Here is a 19,083-nt window from a genome sequence, read left to right as displayed (position 1 = left end):
GCCGCGACGGGGCTAACCGAAAGGAGAGTTCGAAAGCGGGCCGACATCGACCCGGAGCGCTATCGCCCGAGTCGAAACGGTGGAATTCGAGTCGCGTCGACAGTTCGACGCTACAGCTCGAGTCGGTCGACGACCTCCCAGTTCGTCTCGTCTACGACGACCGCCCGGTTCTCGCCGAAGACGTAGAGATAGTCGCCGACGTACATCGCGCGCGTTCCGGCCCCGCCCAGATCGACGCGAGCGACCTCCTCGAGTTCGCCGCCGGTGTAGTCGAACACGTAGCTTTGCTCGCCGCCGGGCATGAAGAACACGCCGTGGGCCTCGTCTTGCAGGAACGCCGTGTGCGTTCGGCTCACGGCGCTGTAGTACTCCCCGGTGAGGATCTCGGAGTCGAGTTCGACGGGGTTGTCGGGATCGCTGACGTCGAAGAGCGTCGCCTTCGGTGCGCGGTCTTCCTGTCCGACGCCGAGGACGAGGTCGTCCTCGAGCGGGTGCAGGTACGTCGAAAAGCCCGGTAGTTTGAGTTCACCGTCGACGGTCGGGTTCGTCGGGTCGGAGAGATCGAGCGTGTAGAACGGATCGATCTCCCGGTAGGTGACGACGTACCCCTCGTCGCCCTCGAAACGGACGGAGTAGATGCGCTCGTCGACGCCCAACCCGGTCACGGAGCCGACGGTCTCGAGGTCCGAATCGAGGACGTAGACGTCGTTCTCTGAGTCGAGACCGTGCGTTCGCGGGATCGTCGTCGCGATACGGAGGTGGCCGTCGTGTTCGTCCATCGAGAACTGGTTGAGCGGCGTTCCGGGGACTTCGCCGCTGGCCGCGGCCGACAGTTCGCCCTCGATGTCGATCCGGACGATACCGGTCGTGCGCAGATCCCGGTGGTGGGTCGCGACGTAGTCGCGCAATCCGTCCCGAAAGGCCTGACGGGCCGCTTCGCGCTCGTCGTCGTCCATCCGGCCGTACCAGTCGCTGAGGGTTTCCTGGAGTTCGACGGCCTTGGCGCGCCGGGAGATATCGAGGGTCTCGAGGGCGGCGAGGCGGTCGCGAGCCGTCGCATCGAGCAGATCGGACCCGTTCTCGCTGCCGAGGAACGATCGCTGGAGTTCGTATCTGTCGGTCGAACGGGTGTACGAGAGGTAGATCCCGTTCTCGGACACGTACGTCGCGGACAGCGAACGGGAGCCGACGACGCTCTCTTCGCTCTCGAGTGACCCGGTCTCGGGATCGACGCGGGCGGCGGTGTAGACGGCATCGGCGTCGGCGGGCGTGGCCGGACGGACCACGTCGGTACACTCGATCGCCGTGTCGCCGTAGGGGACGATCGGACACGGATCGCTGCCGGGCCGATCCACCAGAACAAGGTAGAGATCGCCGTCGGACAGGCGGGCGGTCTCGACCGTCGCCTCGAGGTCGTTGCGCCACAGGCGCTCGGGATCCTCGGGGTCGCTCACGTCGTAGCCAGCCGCCTGCTGGTCGCCGAGAACCACGAGGGTGTCGTTCGCGAGGAGGAGGTCGCCGGAGATCGGAATCGATCCCACGGTCCGGGGCGCATCGGGATCGCTCACGTCGACGATCGACGTCTCGGCCCACCGTTTCGTGTATCGGTAGGTGGCGTAGTAGGCGGACTCGCCGTCGGTCTTCAGGACGTCCGGTTCGTCGAGACCCGCCTCCTGGACGTTCGTCTCGGAGTGACGCTGTTCGGTCCGATCACCGCGTTCTGACGCCGTCTCCCCTCCGGCGTCAGCCGTGTCGGTGGTGACGTCCGGTTCCCCGCCCGTCCCTCCCTCGAGTGCGACGCCATCCTCGCCCGCCGGGGCGAGCGTCGTCGGACCGCCCGAACGGATGCCGCTCGAAGCGTCGCGGAAATACTCGACGAACGCGTCGTCGGACGCGAAGGTCGCCAGTTCCGGATCGGTCGCGCCGGTGAGGGGGTCGTTCTTCGACTCGAGGTCGGCCTCGGCGGTGCCATCGTCGCCGAACAGTCCGGCGACGCCGGCACCAACGGCCGACCCCACGAGCAACGCCGTGAGGGCGACCGCGATCAACGTGGTTCGATCGGTCATGGTTTCGTGAACGACACGCCGTACTAAGGAGGCGCCGCTAGGTAAAACGGCACTTTCACCCAGAACGTAGCGACCGACACGGAAAGCGTCGTCGTGAACCACGCCGCCAGTGTCGGCGTGAATCACACCGAAAGCGTCGTCGGAGGAAACGAGTTCGAATCGGGCGTCCCCGCCGCCCGCTCGCGGTCCCCACCGGAGCGTCCGGTGTGATTTCTACCCGGAATCCAGTAAACGATTTGCCCGCCCTCGAGAGTTCGACCGGACTTAAGTTCGTGAGGGACATTCGGTAGTACATGTCACAGACACCAGTCGTGGTGAAGGCAGTACGGACACCACAGGGGAAAGAAGACGGCGTGTTCGCGGACGTCAGAAGCGAGGACCTCTCGGTGGCGCTGATCGACGAGATACTGGCCGAGACGGAGCTTTCGGGCGAGGAGATCGACGATCTGATGTGGGGCTGTGCCCAGCAGCGCGGCGAGCAGGACAACAACCTCGCGCGCGTCATCGCCGTCCTCTCGGAACTCGGCGAAGGCGTCCCGGCGACGACGATCAACCGCTGGTGTGCCTCCTCGATGCAGTCGGTCATCTCCGCGTCGGACGCCATCGCGGCCGGCAACCGCGACGCGATCATCGCCGGCGGGGTCGAGAGCATGAGCCGCGTCCCGATGGGCGAAGGATACGGGCACATCCACCCGCGACTGGCCGAACTGTACGACCTCGGTGATCTCCAGATGGGGATGACCGCGGAAAAGGTCGCCGAGGAGTACGGCGTCAGCCGCGAGGAACAGGACGAGTACGCCGCCCGGAGCCAGCAGCGCGCGGTCGAAGCCACCGAGGAGGGACGGTTCGACGACGAGATCGTCCCGATCGACACAGGTGAGGAGGTCGTCGAGACGGACGAGGGGCTCCGCCCCGGCACCACCGCCGAGTCACTCGCCGACCTGCCGACCGTCTTCAAAGAAGACGGCACCGTCACGCCCGGCAACGCCTCACAGATCTCCGACGGCGCGTCCGCCCTGCTCGTGACGAGCGAGGCCTTCGCCGAGGAACACGACCTCGAGATCATGGCCGAGATCGGTCGGAACAACGTCGCCGGCGTCGACCCCACCGTCATGGGCATCGGCCCGGTCCCGGCGACCCGCGGCCTGCTCGAGCGCAACGGCCGCGACATCGACGAGTACGACCTCGTGGAACTCAACGAGGCGTTCGCCAGTCAGTCGCTGTACTCGCGCGACGAACTCGGCATCGATCCCGAGATCTTCAACGTCAACGGCGGGGCGATCGCGATCGGGCACCCGCTGGGCGCCTCCGGCGCGCGCCTGCCGGTCACCCTGATTCACGAACTGCAGAAACGCGGCGGCGGCCTCGGCCTGGCGACGCTCTGTGTCGGGTTCGGTCAGGGTGCGGCGATCGAGTTCGACGTTAACTGAGCCCGTTACACTGGACCGTTTCGTCCAGATTTTGCGAGGGAGCGCGGTTCTCGATTCCCTCGAACGGTGTCGCGAACGGTGGTATCGTAAGCGAGGGGTGCGATTCGACGCGAACCGAAATTGCAACGGGGAGCAACGCGAGCCGTGAGCGAAAGCGACGGCCGACGGTCGCACCGAGGGGACGCACGCTCGAGACGGGTTCGACTCGTCCGGTCCCCGACCGAACAGCCGTAACGTACACGTATTCGTCGGCCTTACGGCGTAGCACTCGCATGCCACTCGAGATGAGACCCGAGTGCGAGCGGTGTCACCGCTCGCTCGAGAAATCCGACGAGAGTTACATCTGTACGTTCGAGTGCACGTTCTGTCCCGAATGCACCGACGAGATGGAGGCCGTCTGTCCGAACTGCAGCGGCGAACTCGTCCGCCGACCGCGACCGCCCGCGTGAGTCGGTCGCGGTGATGGGATCTGAGAGTCAGCCTGCGAATGGATACGCCGTGGGGAGGCAAACTACTTTAGAAGGTTCGAGCCCGTCTAGTCGCACATGAGCACGGTCTTGCAGGCGGCGATCGTCGGGATCCCACTCGCCTGGCACCTCGGCCTGACCGCCATCGCCTACTACGACGCCGGGCGGGTCGGCCTCGACCCGCCGGCGAAGTGGGCGGCGATCACCTTCTGCGTCCCGATACTCGGCTTCTTCACCTACCTGTTCGAGCGCAGCGAGCTCTCGTACGATCCGGAGACCGATCCGTACCGGGGAAACAACTTCAACATTCACCCCTCGCGGGCCGACGACAGTCCGCTGCCGTCTCGCGGGGACGACCGACTCTCGCCGGCCGACGGGGTCGGGAACGAAGACGGAACCGACGACGGCTCGTAGGGGTCGCGATCCGAACGTGAGAGGGGGCCGAAAGCGGATCGACCGCCGATCGGTCGCCGCTTCGGACCGTGGACCGCTGACCGCTGACCGCTGACCGCTGACCGGTCGTAGCTTCAAGCCCGTGGCCGACGAATCGGCACCCGAGATGTCCGACGACGGCACCATCACCCTCGTCCCCAGCGTTCACTTCTCGGAGACGCACCGCCGGCGGGTCCGCGCGACCATCCGCGAGTCCGAGCCCGACCTCGTCGCCGTCGAGCTCGACGAATCGCGCTTCGAGCGCCTCGAGCGCCGCGACCGCCCGGAGCCGACCGAACTGGCCCGGGAGTTGCCGCCCGCCACCGCGGCCGCGTACACCACCCTGAAAGCGATCCAGCGGACGGTCGTTCGGCTGTACGGGCTCGATCCGGGACAGACCGACATGGAAGCGGCCGTCGAGACTGCCGCGGAACGGGATACCGACGTCGCACTCATCGACGACCCGATCGCTGAAACTGTCGGCGAACTCTCGAGTCGGATCGGGCCGGAGACGCTCCCGAAAATCGCGTTCCGGATGGGAGCGATGGGTCCCGCGGAGTACGCGACGCAGGCCGAATTGCTCTCGCTGCCGCTCAAAGACGTCCGAAGCGGCGACGACGTCCAACCGGCGATCGACCACCTGCGGTGGCTGCTCCCCGAGGTCGCAGCCGTGCTGGTCGACCGTCGCGACCGCGCCATGGCGGAGCGCCTCGACGTCCTCCGACGCGACGGACACGACGTCGTCGCGGTCATCGGCGCCGGCCACCACAACGGCATCGAACGAACGCTCGAGGAACTCCAGACAGCGGGCGCAGACGGAGCGCCGGCGACGACCGTTCCGATTCGGTCGCCCGCTCGGTCGGTGACCCGGATACCGATTCGGTAGCTGGCGGCGACAATCGAAGGAACGATCGCGATCAGTCGTCGGCCGGCGCGCCGTGACCGCCGTCGAACGCCGCGTCGGGGACCGTTCCGTCGTCGTTCCAGCCGCGCTCGTCGTAGTACTCTTCCAGTCCCCGTTCGAAGTCCGGAATCTCGTAGGGGAGCCGGTCGTCGTCGCGGTCGAAGCCGCGCTGGTTGTTGAAGTGGCGCTCGAGCGAGACGACCTCGGCCCCGACCGCGAGCAGTTCGTCGTAGTCGGCGTCGAGCAGCGTCGTGATGCGATCTTCCGTCACGAAGTCCCGGGAGAACTTACAGATGACGCCGCTGTCCTTGATCGCGTTGATGTTCTCGAGTTCGACGAGTTTCGGCGGTTTATCCTCGAGACCCTCCTTGTCGAACGCGTCGTCGGCGTCGACCAGCGGGTACTCGTAGGGGTAGAACTCGGCGTACATGTGGTCCGCACCGCGGTTCGAGGTGGCGAAGGCCAGCCCCTGCCCGTTCAGGGTGCGACCGTCGTGGGCGGAAAACTCCATGCCCTTGACCGACCAGTTTTCGACGCCGAGTTCGTCGTGGACGCGGTCGACGCCCTCGGCGAGCGCGTCGCCGACGCCGTCCCGGTAGGCGATTTTCTCGACGAGGTCGTGGATCAGGTCGGCGTTGCCGAACTCGTCTTCGCTCTTGAGGTACGCCGAGACGACGTCGCCGGCCGAAATCGTGTCCAGTCCGTACTCGTCGCAGAGCTTGTTCGACTGCATCACGTCGACGATGTCGTCGATACCGGCGTTCGAGCCGAACGCCATGACCGTCTCGTACTCCGGGCCTTCGGTCTCTATGCCCGACTCCTCGTCTCGAGTCGGGAGTTTGCAGGCGAACGCACACGCCGAGCAAGTCCCTTTCTTGTACTTCTTTTCCTCGACGCGGTCGCCGCTGATTCCCTCGACGCCCTCGAAGGAGGTGTCGGTGAAGTACCGCGTCGGCAGGGCCTCCACCATGTTCGCGTACTCCGTGACCGAAGTCGTCCCCTGGGCTTTCATCGGATGGTCCGCTTTGGCGGCCTCGCCGTGGATCTCCATCTGGATCGGCGGAATCTCGACCTCGCGCGTCGAGTCGCCGTCGAACGTGATCGCCTTGACGTTCTTCGAGCCCATGATCGCTCCGAGCCCGCCGCGGCCGAAGGCTCGTTCTCGAGAGGTCATGATCGAAGCGAACCGGACCTGGTTTTCGCCGCCGGGGCCGATAACCGTGGTGTGTTCCGAGCCGAGCCCGTGTTCCTCCTCGATGTACGCACAGGTCTCCGAGACGGTCGCCTCGGCGAGGTCGGGGACGGCCTCGAATTCGACGCCCTCGTCGGTGACGTGGACGACGACGAGTTCGTCGCTCGCGCCGGTGATCTCGACGGCGCTGTAGCCCGTCCCGGTGAAGTTCCGCGAGAGGAACCCGCCCGCGTTCGACGAGAGTAGCCCGTCGGTCAGCGGCGAGACGCCGGTCGCCGACATCCGACCCGTAAAGCTCATCGTCGAGTGTTGCATCGGGCCCGTGGCGAAGTACAGCCGGTTTTCCGGACCCAGCGGATCCGCGTCGAACGGGATTCGATCGTGGGCGAGTTTCGTCCCGAGCGCTCGCCCACCGATGAACGACTCGAGAATGTCGTCTATCGCTTCGGTCTCGACCGTTCGGTCGCCGACGTCGATAGAGCACAGCGGTCCCCGTACGTGTTTCATGGTACCACAGTGATGGACACACGCGCAAAACGGTATCGGTTTTTCGGGTCTCGAGTCGGGACGTATCGAACGGTCGGCGACGTCATCGGTCGTCGTGACACCGCCGACGGGTCCCGATCCCGGTGGAGATCGACGGCTGCGAGAGACGGGACCGTCGAGCCGCGGGGAAGACGACGGGCGCCCTATACGGGCGTTCCGCAGCGTTGGATCGCCTTTCGGACCGACTCGGTTCGACCGATAAGCGTGATGTGGTCCCCTCGCTGCAGTTCGACGTCCGGGGACGGAACCTCGCTGATGCCGTCCCGGCTCACGAGCGCGATGAGAACGCCGTTCGGGAGTTCCCCATCGACGTCGGATATCTGCTTGCCGACGAGATCCTCGTCGGTGACTTCGATCTCCTGGACGTCGCCGGACCGACCGAGTTCGGACATCCAGTTCGAGAGGGCGGGCCGTTCGATCACGTTATCGATCGCCCACGCGGTCGACTCCGCCGCCGAAATGGTTTCGACGCCGAGGTCCTCGAACGCGGCGGCGTTCGAGGGGTTGTTCGCCCGGGCGATCACCGTCTGAACGTCGAAGTTCGACTGTGCGAGCTGCGCCACGAGGAGGTTCACGTCGTCGTCGCCGGTCGCCGCGACGACGATCCGAGCGTTCTCCGCACCCGCCGTGCGGAGCACCTCCACGTCGGTCCCGTCGCCCTCGCGGGCGGTGAACCCGTCGTTGCGAAGTTGCTCGAGGACCGCACGGTCTTCCTCGATCAGGACCACGTTTTCTCCGCGCGCTTCCAGTCGTTCCGATAGCGAGCGGCCGACGCGGCCGCCGCCGATGATGAGTACACGCATAGGTATGACGTCGAGTTTCTCCGCAATCTGCCTGGCGAACCCGCCCTCGAGGACGACGGTCACGAGGATGACGAGGAAGACCGTTCCCACGAGGAGATCGGCCCCGGCCGGGTTCGTCGGCGGGTCGGGCGCCTGGAGCCGGATCGCAAACAGCGTTGCGACCGACGCGGGAATGATCCCGCGCGGGCCGACGAAGCTCATAAACAGCGTCTCTCTGAGCGTAAACCGGCCACCGCGCGTCGAGAGAAAGACGAGCAGCGGTCGCAGGACCAACATGACGATCACGACCACGGCCACGCCGCCGAGGCCGAGCGCGAACAGCTGGTCGAAATCGAGCAACGCGGCGAGCGTGATGAAGACGAACGAGAGGACGAGCAACGTCACGTCGCCTTTGAACGCCTCGATCTCGTCCTCGTAGGGGAGACCGGCGTTGCCCAGTATCAGCCCGGCCGTCGCCGCGGCCGCGACGCCCGCCTCGGGGAAGATGTAATCGGCCGTACCGAAGGCGACGATCGCACCCGCCAGCGTGAGCAGCCGGGCGTTTCGGGGTGCATCGTCCGGCGAGATGTCGACGTACTGGAGTATCCCCCAGACGACCACGGCGACGACGACGCCGACGAGCAGGCCCGTCCCGAGCCGTTCGGCGAACAGTTGCAAGTAGTCGTTCGGAGTCGCCCGTACGGCCATCGCCTCGAACAGGACGACCGCGAGGATCGCGGCCGTGACGTCGTTGACGATTCCCTCCGTCTCGAGTGTCGCCGCGACTCGGTCGCGGACGGGAACGACCTTCAGGATCGGCGTGATAACCGTCGGTCCCGTGGCGACGAGGAGGGCACCGATCATCAGGGCCATCTCCCAACTGGCCCCGAGGAAGAACCGAACGGTCGCGGCGGTTCCCACTAACGCGATCGCCGCTCCGATGGTCGTCAGTCGGATCACGGCTCTCGGCGCTTCTCTGAGCTTTTCGATCCGGAGGTGATACGCGCCTTCGAAAACGATGATCGCGACGCTCAGTCCGACGATCGTCGGAAGGCCGCTTTGCTCGCCGAAGGAGTCGACCGACAACACGCCCAGCCCTTCCGGCCCGATCAAGATCCCGGAAACGATCAGAAAGAGAACGCTCGGAACGCGAAACCGCGCCGAAAGGAGCTGCGAGACGACGCCGAGTCCAACGATGGCAGCAACCAGTATGAGCAGGTTTCCGCTCGCCTCTGCACCCGTCATAGTTGCAACTTACGGTCCGCAAACGATCGACACGACGACACTGCTGGCACGTCCATTCGTGTCTGCCGTAATCGTTCCAGGCGGTTAACTACTGTGGGATTCGTGCGATGATTCTAGGCAAAATGGGCCATAACGGGTGCGAACGATTAGCACCCGAACAGTGCACGCGCAGCAACTGACAAAAACGGCCAAAAGCGAGCACCTGACCAGCGGGGCTGACGAAGCCCGTTCTCGATCACTCGGCTCCGTAAATTCGGTCGACGCGGTCTTCGAACCGGTCCATGATAACCCGTCGCTTCTTCTTCATCGTCGGAGTGAGCATGTCGTTCTCTTCGGTGAACTCCCGAGGGACGAGTTCGAACCGTTTGATCGTTTCGTGTTTCTCGAATTCCTCGTTGACCCGGTCGACCTCCTGCTGTACGTGTTCGCGAACCCGGTCGTCGTCACACATTTCCTGCGGATCGTCGGGAAGGTCGATATCCGCCTCGTCGGCCCACGAGCGAACGTAATCCGTGTTCGGGACGAGCAAGGCGCCGATGAACTTCTCGCCGTCGCCGACGACCATGGCCTGCTCGACGACTTCGCTCGCGGCGAAGGCGTCCTCGATCGGCCCGGGCGCAACGTTCTTCCCCGTCGAGAGGACGATGATCTGTTTGACGCGGTCGCGGAACTCGAGGTAGCCGTCCGGGCGAATGTGGATGATATCGCCGGTCCGGAACCAGCCATCTTCCGTGAACGCGCTCTGGGTTGCCCCGGGTTTGTTCCAGTAGCCCTGCGTGACGTTCGGACCGCTCACGAGGAGTTCGCCGACGTCGCCTTCGTCGTCAGCGAAGGCCTCCTGATCGGCGACGGTCTCGTCGACCTTCACGTCGACGTTGTAAAGCGGCGGTCCGATCGTTCCGATCTCCACGGCCTCGGGCGGGTTCGTCGAGACGACGGGTGCGGTCTCGGTCAGCCCGTACCCCTCGTAGATCGGAAGCCCCATCGCGTGGTACAATCGCGCCAGTTCCGGCGAGAGGCTCCCGCCGCCGCTGATGAGCATTTCGATTTCGCCACCTAGCGCCTCCCGGACCGACGAGAAGACGAGTTTGTCCGCGAGCGCCTGCTTCGCCTTCAGAACCGATCCGGGGGAGTCGGCTTCGTAGTACTCCACACCGACGTCGGTCGCCCACCCGAAGATGCGTTCCGACACCGCCGACCCGCTGGCCTCCTCGCGGATCGCGTCGTAAATTTTCTCGTAGACGCGGGGGACGCTCGTCGCCGCCGTCGGCTGAACCGTGCTGAAGTCGTCCTGCAGCGTATCCGGACTCTCCGCGTACGCGACGCAGGCGCCGCTGGCGAACAGGGTGAAGTGGCCGGCCGTCCGCTCGAAAACGTGTGCGAGCGGCAGGTACGACATCGCCAGGACGTTCTCGTCGATAACCGGGATGTCCTCGGCCTTGTCGGGTCGGGGCCCGAAGCGCTTCCGGGTGCCGTTGATGTTCGACCGGAAGTTGCCGTGCGTTAGCTGAACGCCTTTCGGCTGACCCGTCGTCCCGCTCGTGTAGATCAGACTCGCCAGATCGTCCAGTTCCGTCTCGTCGATGCGGTCATCGTAGGCGTCGAGATCGAACCGCTCCTCGCCGCGGGCGTGTACCTCCCCCAGGGTGACGATGTCGTCCCGGTCGTCGTAGCCCTCGAGTTCGTCCATCGAGACGATGAACTCGAGATCGAGTTCGTCCTCGACGCCGAGGACCCGCTCGAGGAGCGCTTCGTTTTCGACGACGACGCCGTCGGCACCCGGATCGTCGAGCAGGTACCGAACCTGATCGGGCGAGGAACTCTGGTAGACGGTCGTGATGACGGCGCCGGCCCCGAGCAGGGCGAAGTCACACTGTGCCCACTCCATCCGCGTATTCGAGAAGAGTCCGATCCGGTCTCCCGACTCGACCCCCAGGTCCACGAACCCGGCGGACAGTTTTCGGACGATATCGCGCATCTCCGCGTACGAGATCGTCCGGTACGCACCGGGATCCGCAGCGTTCACGACCGAGTCGGTCAACGATCGATCGTAGATGCCGCCCTTGTACTTCTGTGCCGGCCGGTTCGAATGACGCTCGGCCGCGTCTTCGTACAGCCGCGCGAGCGTCGTCTCCCCGATGACTTCGTCTTCGTACTCCCGTTCAGCATCCCTCCAGTCCATAGACGTATGGGAGAATCTCGCATGCGATAAAATGTGATGAAACGGAATTCATCCTACTGCGGGTTTATTAATGTCGGTTTCGGCGTCAAAAAACGTCCGAGACACCCGAAAACGCACGATGGGGTGAATCGAGCGGAACGGAATGCAGTGCATCGACGAGCGGGCGTCGGCGCTCCCCCCGGTCGATACGCCGTTCACTCCCGGTGCTCGAGATAGCCCAGTACGCCGCGGGTGTTCATCGCGGCCTCCGCGCTCGACTTTTCTTCGCCCCAGACGTCGTCCATCGCTGCCGATTCGACGAAGTGTTCGATCACCGCCTCGTCGTCCGCGAGTTCGTCACGTTTCGCTTCGACCGCGACGACCCACTCCGACAGGACGGTCGCGTACTCCTCGAGCGCCCGGTCGGCGTCGTCGCCGACGAATCGCGGCCCGAAGTGCGGATAGAGAAAGACGTCCGGATCGAGTTCTTTGAGGGTTTCGACGTCCTCGAGACACTGCTCGAGGTCGAACTGGGACGGCGGTGACGTCTCTCGTATCTCCCTCGTTTCGGGGACCCAGATACCGGCGGCGTCGGCGACGAAGACCGCCTCGTTCGCGGGGTCCTCGAAGACGACCTGGTGGGGCGCGTGGCCGGGAGCGGCGTGGACGCGCAGTTCGTGGGTACCGAGGTCGATGACGTCACCGTCCTCGATCGAGACGATCCGATCCGCGGGGACCGGCTCCGGTTCCACGTAGTAGTCCCACTGGTCGCCGACGGCACGTTTCGTCCCCGCGACCAGCCGCGACGGATCGACCAGGTGGTCGGCCCCGATTGCGGGGACGTAGACGTCCGCGTTCGGACAGTCCCGAGCGAGAAAGCCAGCGCCGCCCGCGTGGTCGAGGTGAATGTGGGTGACGGCGATCACCTCGAGGTCGTCCCGCTCGATGCCGACGTCAGCGAGCGCGTCCGCGAGCAGGTCGTAGTTCGTGCCGATACCGGTATCGACGACGGCGGGACGATCGTCGTCGATGATGTAGACGGCGCCGTACTCGCTCGTCCCGTACATTCCCGTATCGAGGTAGTAAAGATCCGAACACGCGCCGGTCGTGACTTCGCGGACGTCTCCGATTTCCATATCGATACCCTGTCAGGGGACGGGATAAAAGCTCACGGTCGCGACGAACCGATGCGTCGCGATGGTCCGGTGGGCCGTTACAGACTTTACATCCCACCCTCTTGAACACGGTAGATGCGTCGAACCGTCCCGGAACAGCCACGGTCACCGGCATCGAGATGAGTCACGATACGTCGGATCGTGTCACCCCGTGGCCACCGGTGAGATGGCTCCAGCAGGAACACCGTCTCCATCTGGTCGGCGGATTGAGCGGTCTGTCGCTTTGCGTTCTCTTCGGGTGGTGGCTCGCGTTTCTGGGCACGGTCGGCGTAACGCTCGTGTTCGTCAGCTTCGTCTCGGTCGGTATCCCGGCACTGGGGCTGATCTGGGGGTGTTACCGGGTCGAGCAAAGCGACATCGAGACGGATCGGTACCCGCGAATCTTCCGGTGGAGTGTCTGGGGAGCGATCGGCTTCCTGGCGCTCAATCTACTGACGATGGTCTTCTTTCCGTGGTACACGCTCGTCGGGAACGTCTACTGGGCCCATTTCTCGGTGAACCTGGGCGCCGTCGGCGGGTTCGCCGTCGGGTACGTCGAAGCGCGCGCGATCCAGCGGGAGGTAAACGCGACGGCAGCCGCCGTTCGCAACGAACAACTCGAGGACGAACGCGAACTGCTGACCTACCTGAACGACCTCCTTCGACACGAGGTGCTCAATTCGTCGCAGATCATCGGCGGCCACGCGTCGTTGTTGCGGACGGAATACGAGGACGACCGATTGTGCGAGCACCTCGAAACGATCGAACGCGAGAGCGACGAACTGATCGACGTCATCGCGGACGTGCGGGCGATGTTGGACGCCAATCAAGGGCCGGAAACCGGCTCCGTCGTCGATCTCACCGCGATATTCGAGGACCAACTGTCCGACTACCGTGACCGGTTCGACGGCGCCGTCTTCGATGCGGACCTTCCGGACGACGGGACCATCAGCGGCAATCAGGGCGTGCGATGGATCTTCTCGAACCTCCTCGAGAACGCGATCGAACACAACGATAGCGAGACCCCCCGCGTTCGCGTGACCGCCGAGACGACCCGCGAGACCGTGACCGTCTCGATCACCGACAACGGGCCGGGGATCTCGGAGGGGACCCGAGAGACGCTGTTCGAACGGAAAACGAATACCCACGGTCTCGGGCTCTATTTTTCGCGCATTCTCGCCAACAGGTACGGGGCCACGGTCGACCTCGCAGAGACGGGGCCGAACGGCAGTACCTTCGTCGTGACGCTACCGCGTCCCCCGGACGGACCCGAGGAAACGCCCGATAGCGACGACTGATCAGGACGCGTCGGTCGACTCTTTCCACTCGCCGATGCCGGAGGGATCGAGGTGAACGTGTGCGTCTCCGACGTCTTCGATCCCCCGCAGGCGATCGACCAGTTCCGACTCGATGTCGTGAGCCTCGCGAAACGGCATGTCGCCGTCGACTTCGACGTGAACCTCGACCTCGAGGGCGGTTCCGTCGTAGAACACTGCCAGGTCGTGGACCCCCTCGACGGCCGAGTGCCGGCGGAGCGCGCCCGTGATCTGTCCGCGCTTCTCGGGGTCCGGCGCGGCGCCGATCAGGTAATCGACGTTCTCCTTGCCGATCTCGACGCCCTGATAGACGACCAGCAGACTGACGAGGCCGCCGGCGACGGGATCGAGCACCGGATGGCCCGACAGGACGCCGAGGACACCGGCGATCGCCGCGATCGAGGTGTAAATGTCGTTCAGGCAGTCCCGGGCGAGCGCCGCGAGCGCGGGGGACTGGAGGTGTTCGTTGACGCCGACGGTGTAGCGGTAGACGAGGTACATGTCGACGATCGCGAAGCCGAGTGCCGCGAGCAGGAGCACGCTAAATTCGATCTCGGTGCCGGTGACGAGCCCTTCGACGGATCGGTAGAGCAGGTTGAGTCCGAGCAGGGCGATAACGGCGCCGACGAACAGCGCGGTCAGCGGTTCGATGCGGTCGTGACCGTGCGGATGGGTGGCATCGGGTTCGTCGAACGCGCTTTGGCCCCAGACGAGAACGACGACGCTGGCGACGAGATCCGCGAGCGAGTGGGCCGCGTCAGCGAGCAGCGCGACGCTGCCGAAGGCGAGGCCGGCGGCACCCTCGGCGACGATCTTGAGGACGTTGCCCAGGACGTTCGCCCACGACGCTCGCGCGAACCCGCTCCGACTACTCGTGATGCCCGCGCCGTCCGTCGCCATGGCTCGGTTTAGAGGCAGTCTAACCTTGGGTCTTTTCCTTCCGCGGTCGACTGCGGGCGAGCGAGGATCGACTCGGGCATCCGGGCCGGCGAGCGACGGCGGAAATCGACCAGCGAACGACCGAAGAAATCGGCCGGCGAACGGCGGGTGCAGTGGACAGGGTTTCGCAACGCTCATGCCGGTCCGTCGAGAGTCGAGGGATATCCGGGCGATGGGGGCCGCCCGATCCAACCGCCGGGCGATCCGCAAGAGTTGTGGCATCGACGCAGTTCCGATACGCCACGCCCCAGCGGACCGAGCGACGGTCGGCTGACGGCCCCACGTCACCAGCCAGCTATGCCAGCCGATCATCCCCTCGTTCGACTCGAGACGCTCGCACTCGTCGCGGTCGGCGGCTTCGCCGGCTCGAACCTCCGGTTGTTCGCGATGGGAGCGCTCCCGGAGGTCCCCTCGATCGTCGTCGTCAATGCCCTCGGGAGCGCCGTTCTCGGCTTTCTGGTCTACGAAGCCGAGTACGCGGGCCACATCGGGGGGCGGACGCGGACCGTTTTCGCGACCGGCTTTCTCTCTTCGCTGACGACCTACAGTACGTTCGCGCTGCAAACCGCGCTCGCGACGGGACCGCTCGCTATCGCCGGAATCGTCGCGGCGAACTACGGCCTCGGGATCGCGGGCGTCCTCGTCGGGCGGACGATCGCGCGCCGAGTCGAAGAGCCCCGCCCCGCTCGAGGTGAGACGGCGTGAGCGCGAGTGACCCGATCGTCACCGGTGGTCTCCTTCACTGGCCGATCGCTAACGGTGTCCTCACGCTCGACCCCGAACCGGCCCACGTCGTCGGGACCGGCGGCGCGATCGGTGCCGTCTTTCGTCACTGGGTCGGCAGACGCGTCTCGAGTCGGGTCTCGAGCGCCCGGTTTCCGCTTTCGACGTTGGTGGTCAACGTCGTCGGCAGTTTCGTCTTCGGGCTGGCCGTTTTCGCGGGCGCGGGAGAATCGCTGCTGCAACTCGTCGGCACCGGGATCTGCGGCTCGTTTACGACCTTCTCGTCTTTTTCGGTCGAAACGGTTCGCCTCTACGAGCGCGGGGATCGCGCCCTCGCCGTCGGCAACGCCACCGCCAACCTCGCGTGTTCGCTCGCGGCCATCGGTCTCGCCCTGGGCCTCGTCGCGGTCACACCCCTCTGAGAGCCCGCTCGGACCGCATCTCCCGAGGGGATGGGACACGTTCGCATTCGTTCAGGAGCGGTAGCAATCCCCACGGCTTCGAGCGATCGGAACGCGTTCGACCCGCGGTAGGTTTATGTTCGGACTTCGTAATACGCCGCTATGGAGGCTCGCCAATCCGCGTGGCGCATCTACCGCGAGTCGCTGCCGATCCTCGTGGTCAGCCTCGCCGGCGGGATCTTCGCGGGGTCGGTCCTCGGTTCCGAGGGGATGACGAGCGGGTTCGAACGGTTTCCCGGCATGCTGTTGCTGCTGCCCGCGTTCCTCGCGACCCGCGGGAACGTCTACGGCGCGCTCGGGGCGCGCATCTCGAGCGGACTCCACCAGGGGATGATCGATCCCGAGTTCTCGCGGGATCGGCGACTGGTCAACGCGATCGCGGCCTCCTACATCAACGGGATCAGCGTCTCGGTGTTCATCGCCGTTCTCTCGTGGGGGATCCTACAAGTGCTGGGACGGGAATCCGCCAGGCTCGTCGAACTCGTCTCGATCATGCTGCTCTCGGGCGTCCTGACATCCACGACGTTGATCTTCGGCATGCTGACGCTCGTCTTCGCGAGCTACGAGTACGGCCTCGATCCCGACAACCTCATCGGTCCGATCGTCACCACGCTCGGCGACTTCTTCGGCGTCTTCTTCCTCTTCATCGCGCTGACCGTGGCCGGGGTGATATTCTGATGGCCGAGGCGGGTTCAGAGGGCCCGCTCGACGCCGACGACGAGATCGACTCGCTCGACGCCGCAGGTTCGGACGACTCACTCGACGCCTGGTCAATCCGTAGCATCGTGGGCACGATGCTCCCGATCCTGATCGCCCTCTCGATGCTCGAGATGGGATCGGGGTACATCCTCGAGGAACTCCAACAGACATACCTCGGCAATCCGACGTTGCTGGTCCTCGTCCCCGTGATGATCGGGATGGGTGGCAACCTCGGTGCGATCCTCTCCTCGCGGCTCTCGACACGGCTCCACCTGGGCCTGCTCGAGTTCGATCCGCGGGACGAAGTGCTGTGGACGAACGTGACGGCGATCCTGGGACTGGCGGCGACCGTCTTTTCGGTACTCGGCGTCGCGGCCTGGCTCGTCGGCCGGATTATCGCCCAACCGATGGCCCTCGTCGATCTGCTCGTCATCTCGATCGTCAGCGGCATGCTGCTGGCCGTGATCGCGATCCTGTTGAGCCTCGTCGCGACGTACATTTCGTACACCCGGGGGCTCGACCCGGACGACACGACGATCCCGGTGGTGACGAACCTCTGTGATATTCTCGGGGTGATCGTCCTCTCGGGGGTCGCGCTCGTCGTGTTGAACTGAATTTCGTAGCCACTTGTAGAGAAACACGTACGGCGACAACGCCTGTATCGACATGTACGGCCGCCGAAGATACCCCCGAAGAGCCCAAAGTGAGCGACCACGGAATGGGTACGATCCCTGCGGAGATTCGTCGCCACCTCGGTATCGACGCCGGTGATAAGCTCCGCTGGAACGTCACCGAGGACGAGACGTTGGCCGTCGAGATCGTACACCAGCGCGAAGGCGTGTTCGATGACTTCGAGCCGGTCGACGCGGGACACACGAACGCAGTCGAGGTCGAAGCCGAGTTCGGTGACGAGTGATACGGTCTGCTGTAACGATTTGCCGGTGCAACCGCAGGACGGTCGCGGTTGCGCCGGTAATAACTTACAGTAGTCCGTATGAATGCCGATCCTCCTGGATACGAACGTTCTCTTCGCCACTGCCAGTGTCCGTGATGAGTACCACGAGACGGCACGAGATATCGTCCGCGGCGTCGACCACGGCGAGCTCCCGGACGCGACCGTGACGAATTACGTCCTCGCCGAAACGCTGAATCTGACTCGAGAAAAGCTCGGCTCCGACGCAGCGAACGCGATGCTCGACCGGCTCGTCGAAGGGACACACTTCGAGATCAGCCACGCGCCTCGAGTCGACTTCGACGCCATCGGTGGACTCGTTCGACTGGCCACTCCGAGCAATCCGTTTGCCTGACCGTCTCAGGGCGACGGACGGTCACGACGTCGCCGACGCCAACTCGCGAAACGCGGCCGCGGCCGTCCGCGTTCCCTTCGAGATGAGCACGTCGCCGCCGCGCAACTCGGCGTCGGCGTCCGCGACCAGCAGCCAGCCGTCATCGGGCCGGCGGATGGCGATCACCGACATCGTCGAGTCCGCGTCGGGGACGCCTGCCGTCACCGCGGTGCCGTCGAGGTCGCTCCCCGGTTCGACCGCGACGCGGGTGATGATCTCGTCGCTCTCCTGGACGGCCTGCTGGACGACCGGGTGGACGTCGATGTCTCGAAGGACGCCCTCGCTTATCTCGATCGCCGCGTCGCTGATCCCCTCCGTACTGGTTCCCAACTGTATCAATCCGCGCAAGACGATCGGATCCGCCGCGTCGGCGGCTGCCCGGAGCGTCCAGGCCTCGAACCGGGACTGCATCGCGTCGACTTCGACCTCGATGTTGCGGACCTCCTCCGCGAGTTCCTCGCTGTCGAACAGCACGCTGCTGTAGGCCAGATCGACCGCCAGTTCGGAGAAGTCCTTCATGTGGACGATCGTGTCGACGGCCCGCTCCAGGTCGTCGATATCCGGCGTCTCGACGATCGGTGCTTCGTAGCCCTCGCCGGTCAACGTCTCGTAGACCTCCCCGATCGACGAGTCGGGGCCTCGCAAAAGCGCCACGTCGTCGGGCTCGATCTGCGTGTTCGGTCCCGGATTGAGCAACCAGTCGCTGCCCCGGCGAAGCGCGATCGCGCGGACGCCCGTCTCGGACTCGAGGTCGATGTCCCGGAGGGTTCGACCCGCATAGGGCGAGTCCGGGGCGACGACGCCTCGAACCAGCGTCTCCGCCGCCTCGGGCAACGCCGCTCGCATCGCGTCGGGCAGTCCCGTCTCGTCGAGGACGATCTTCGCGATGTCGCCGGCGGCGTCGCTGATCCCGTCCGCAGCGCCGACGATTCCCAGCACGGGCGCGAGCTGTTCCGCGTCGGCCGGCTTTCTGGCGGCCATCAGGAGGCTCATCCGCGCGCGGAGTTCGAGGACATCCATCCGCTCTTCCAGTCGGAGCACTTCCGTCGCGAGCTCCTCGCTCCGGTGGAGGACCGCCGAGTACGAGAGGTCGATCAGCAGCTCCGCGGTGTCTTTCATCTCCACGAGTACGTCCTTGACGCTGACCGGCTCGTACTCGATCGGGGCCGACGGCGTCTCGCCCTCGAGCGGGTCCATACCCCGAGAGACGAAGCCCCGCG

General features: G+C 65.2%; 18 protein-coding genes and 1 pseudogene. 11 read left to right on the top strand and 8 right to left on the bottom strand.

All coding sequences use genetic code 11. From position 1 onward, the window contains the following. Positions 1-110: 110 nt before the first annotated feature. Positions 111-2,066, bottom strand: coding sequence for a beta-propeller domain-containing protein (locus NJT13_RS13310; RefSeq protein WP_254522116.1), 1,956 nt, complete (start codon positions 2,064-2,066; stop codon positions 111-113). 293 nt (positions 2,067-2,359) lie between these two features. On the opposite strand from NJT13_RS13310, the gene NJT13_RS13305 reads away from it, so the two are divergent. Then, positions 2,360-3,496, top strand: coding sequence for a thiolase family protein (locus NJT13_RS13305; protein ID WP_254522115.1), 1,137 nt, complete (start codon positions 2,360-2,362; stop codon positions 3,494-3,496). Here NJT13_RS13305 and NJT13_RS13300 read toward each other — a convergent pair. Then, on the bottom strand, positions 3,489-3,737 hold the full coding sequence (locus NJT13_RS13300) for a hypothetical protein (protein ID WP_254522114.1): 249 nt from the start codon (positions 3,735-3,737) through the stop codon (positions 3,489-3,491). The genes NJT13_RS13305 and NJT13_RS13300 overlap by 8 nt on opposite strands. A 31-nt stretch (positions 3,738-3,768) precedes the next feature. On the opposite strand from NJT13_RS13300, the gene NJT13_RS13295 reads away from it, so the two are divergent. From NJT13_RS13295 to NJT13_RS13285, 3 genes are all read left to right on the top strand, one after another. After that, positions 3,769-3,945 carry a DUF1272 domain-containing protein gene (locus NJT13_RS13295; protein WP_254522113.1) on the top strand — a complete coding sequence of 59 codons (177 nt, stop codon included), beginning with the start codon at positions 3,769-3,771 and terminating at the stop codon, positions 3,943-3,945. 96 nt (positions 3,946-4,041) lie between these two features. Beyond that, positions 4,042-4,377 carry a hypothetical protein gene (locus tag NJT13_RS13290; protein WP_254522112.1) on the top strand — a complete coding sequence of 112 codons (336 nt, stop codon included), beginning with the start codon at positions 4,042-4,044 and terminating at the stop codon, positions 4,375-4,377. A gap of 145 nt (positions 4,378-4,522) precedes the next feature. After that, positions 4,523-5,281: a TraB domain-containing protein gene (locus NJT13_RS13285; protein WP_254525458.1), complete on the top strand. Its 759-nt coding sequence runs from the start codon at positions 4,523-4,525 to the stop codon at positions 5,279-5,281. 31 nt (positions 5,282-5,312) lie between these two features. On the opposite strand, the gene NJT13_RS13280 is transcribed toward NJT13_RS13285, so the two are convergent. From NJT13_RS13280 to NJT13_RS13265, 4 genes are all read right to left on the bottom strand, one after another. Continuing rightward, complete coding sequence (locus NJT13_RS13280; RefSeq protein ID WP_254522111.1) at positions 5,313-6,998, bottom strand: aldehyde ferredoxin oxidoreductase family protein; 1,686 nt, start codon at positions 6,996-6,998, stop codon at positions 5,313-5,315. A gap of 182 nt (positions 6,999-7,180) precedes the next feature. Then, positions 7,181-9,064 (bottom strand): cation:proton antiporter domain-containing protein, encoded by a 1,884-nt coding sequence (locus NJT13_RS13275; protein ID WP_254522110.1) that lies wholly within the window; start codon positions 9,062-9,064, stop codon positions 7,181-7,183. Between the two features lie 235 nt (positions 9,065-9,299). Then, positions 9,300-11,246, bottom strand: a complete 1,947-nt coding sequence (locus tag NJT13_RS13270; protein ID WP_254522109.1) for an AMP-dependent synthetase/ligase — start codon at positions 11,244-11,246, stop codon at positions 9,300-9,302. Between the two features lie 194 nt (positions 11,247-11,440). Next, on the bottom strand, positions 11,441-12,361 hold the full coding sequence (locus tag NJT13_RS13265; RefSeq protein WP_254522107.1) for an MBL fold metallo-hydrolase: 921 nt from the start codon (positions 12,359-12,361) through the stop codon (positions 11,441-11,443). Between the two features lie 158 nt (positions 12,362-12,519). Between NJT13_RS13265 and NJT13_RS13260 the strand changes: the two genes are divergently transcribed. After that, a complete protein-coding gene (locus NJT13_RS13260) occupies positions 12,520-13,677 on the top strand; it encodes a sensor histidine kinase (RefSeq protein ID WP_254522105.1) in 1,158 nt (385 codons plus the stop codon). Here the strand turns inward: NJT13_RS13260 and NJT13_RS13255 are convergent, their stop codons facing one another. Beyond that, entirely contained in the window at positions 13,678-14,595 is a 918-nt protein-coding gene (locus tag NJT13_RS13255; protein ID WP_254522104.1) for a cation diffusion facilitator family transporter, read from the bottom strand. Positions 14,596-14,931: 336 nt separating this feature from the next. Here NJT13_RS13255 and NJT13_RS13250 point away from each other — a divergent pair, with 336 nt between their 5' ends. The 6 genes and pseudogenes from NJT13_RS13250 to NJT13_RS13225 all read left to right on the top strand — a co-directional run. After that, on the top strand, positions 14,932-15,339 hold the full coding sequence (locus NJT13_RS13250) for a fluoride efflux transporter FluC (RefSeq protein ID WP_254522103.1): 408 nt from the start codon (positions 14,932-14,934) through the stop codon (positions 15,337-15,339). Between the two features lie 14 nt (positions 15,340-15,353). Continuing rightward, entirely contained in the window at positions 15,354-15,779 is a 426-nt protein-coding gene (crcB, locus tag NJT13_RS13245) for a fluoride efflux transporter CrcB (RefSeq protein ID WP_254525457.1), read from the top strand. A 141-nt stretch (positions 15,780-15,920) separates the two neighbouring features. Next, complete coding sequence (locus tag NJT13_RS13240) at positions 15,921-16,496, top strand: magnesium transporter (protein ID WP_254522101.1); 576 nt, start codon at positions 15,921-15,923, stop codon at positions 16,494-16,496. Continuing rightward, positions 16,496-17,131 carry a magnesium transporter gene (locus NJT13_RS13235; RefSeq protein ID WP_254522100.1) on the top strand — a complete coding sequence of 212 codons (636 nt, stop codon included), beginning with the start codon at positions 16,496-16,498 and terminating at the stop codon, positions 17,129-17,131. The genes NJT13_RS13240 and NJT13_RS13235 overlap by 1 nt, the downstream gene beginning before the upstream one ends. 89 nt (positions 17,132-17,220) lie before the next feature. Continuing rightward, positions 17,221-17,433 (top strand): AbrB/MazE/SpoVT family DNA-binding domain-containing protein, encoded by a 213-nt coding sequence (locus NJT13_RS13230; protein WP_254522099.1) that lies wholly within the window; start codon positions 17,221-17,223, stop codon positions 17,431-17,433. A gap of 82 nt (positions 17,434-17,515) precedes the next feature. Beyond that, positions 17,516-17,794 (top strand): annotated as a pseudogene (locus tag NJT13_RS13225) (type II toxin-antitoxin system VapC family toxin); the annotation flags it as partial. Positions 17,795-17,845: 51 nt separating this feature from the next. On the opposite strand, the gene NJT13_RS13220 reads toward NJT13_RS13225, so the two are convergent. Beyond that, the gene (locus tag NJT13_RS13220; protein ID WP_254522097.1) at positions 17,846-19,060 is read right to left on the bottom strand and encodes a potassium channel family protein; all 1,215 of its coding nucleotides are present in this window, start codon (positions 19,058-19,060) and stop codon (positions 17,846-17,848) included. Positions 19,061-19,083: the final 23 nt, after the last annotated feature.

This window comes from Natrinema caseinilyticum (assembly GCF_024227435.1).
In the GTDB taxonomy this organism is placed as follows: Archaea; Halobacteriota; Halobacteria; order Halobacteriales; family Natrialbaceae; genus Natrinema; species Natrinema caseinilyticum.
The sequence above is the reverse complement of the archived record's forward strand: the minus strand, read 5'-3'. Positions and strand labels throughout refer to the sequence as shown.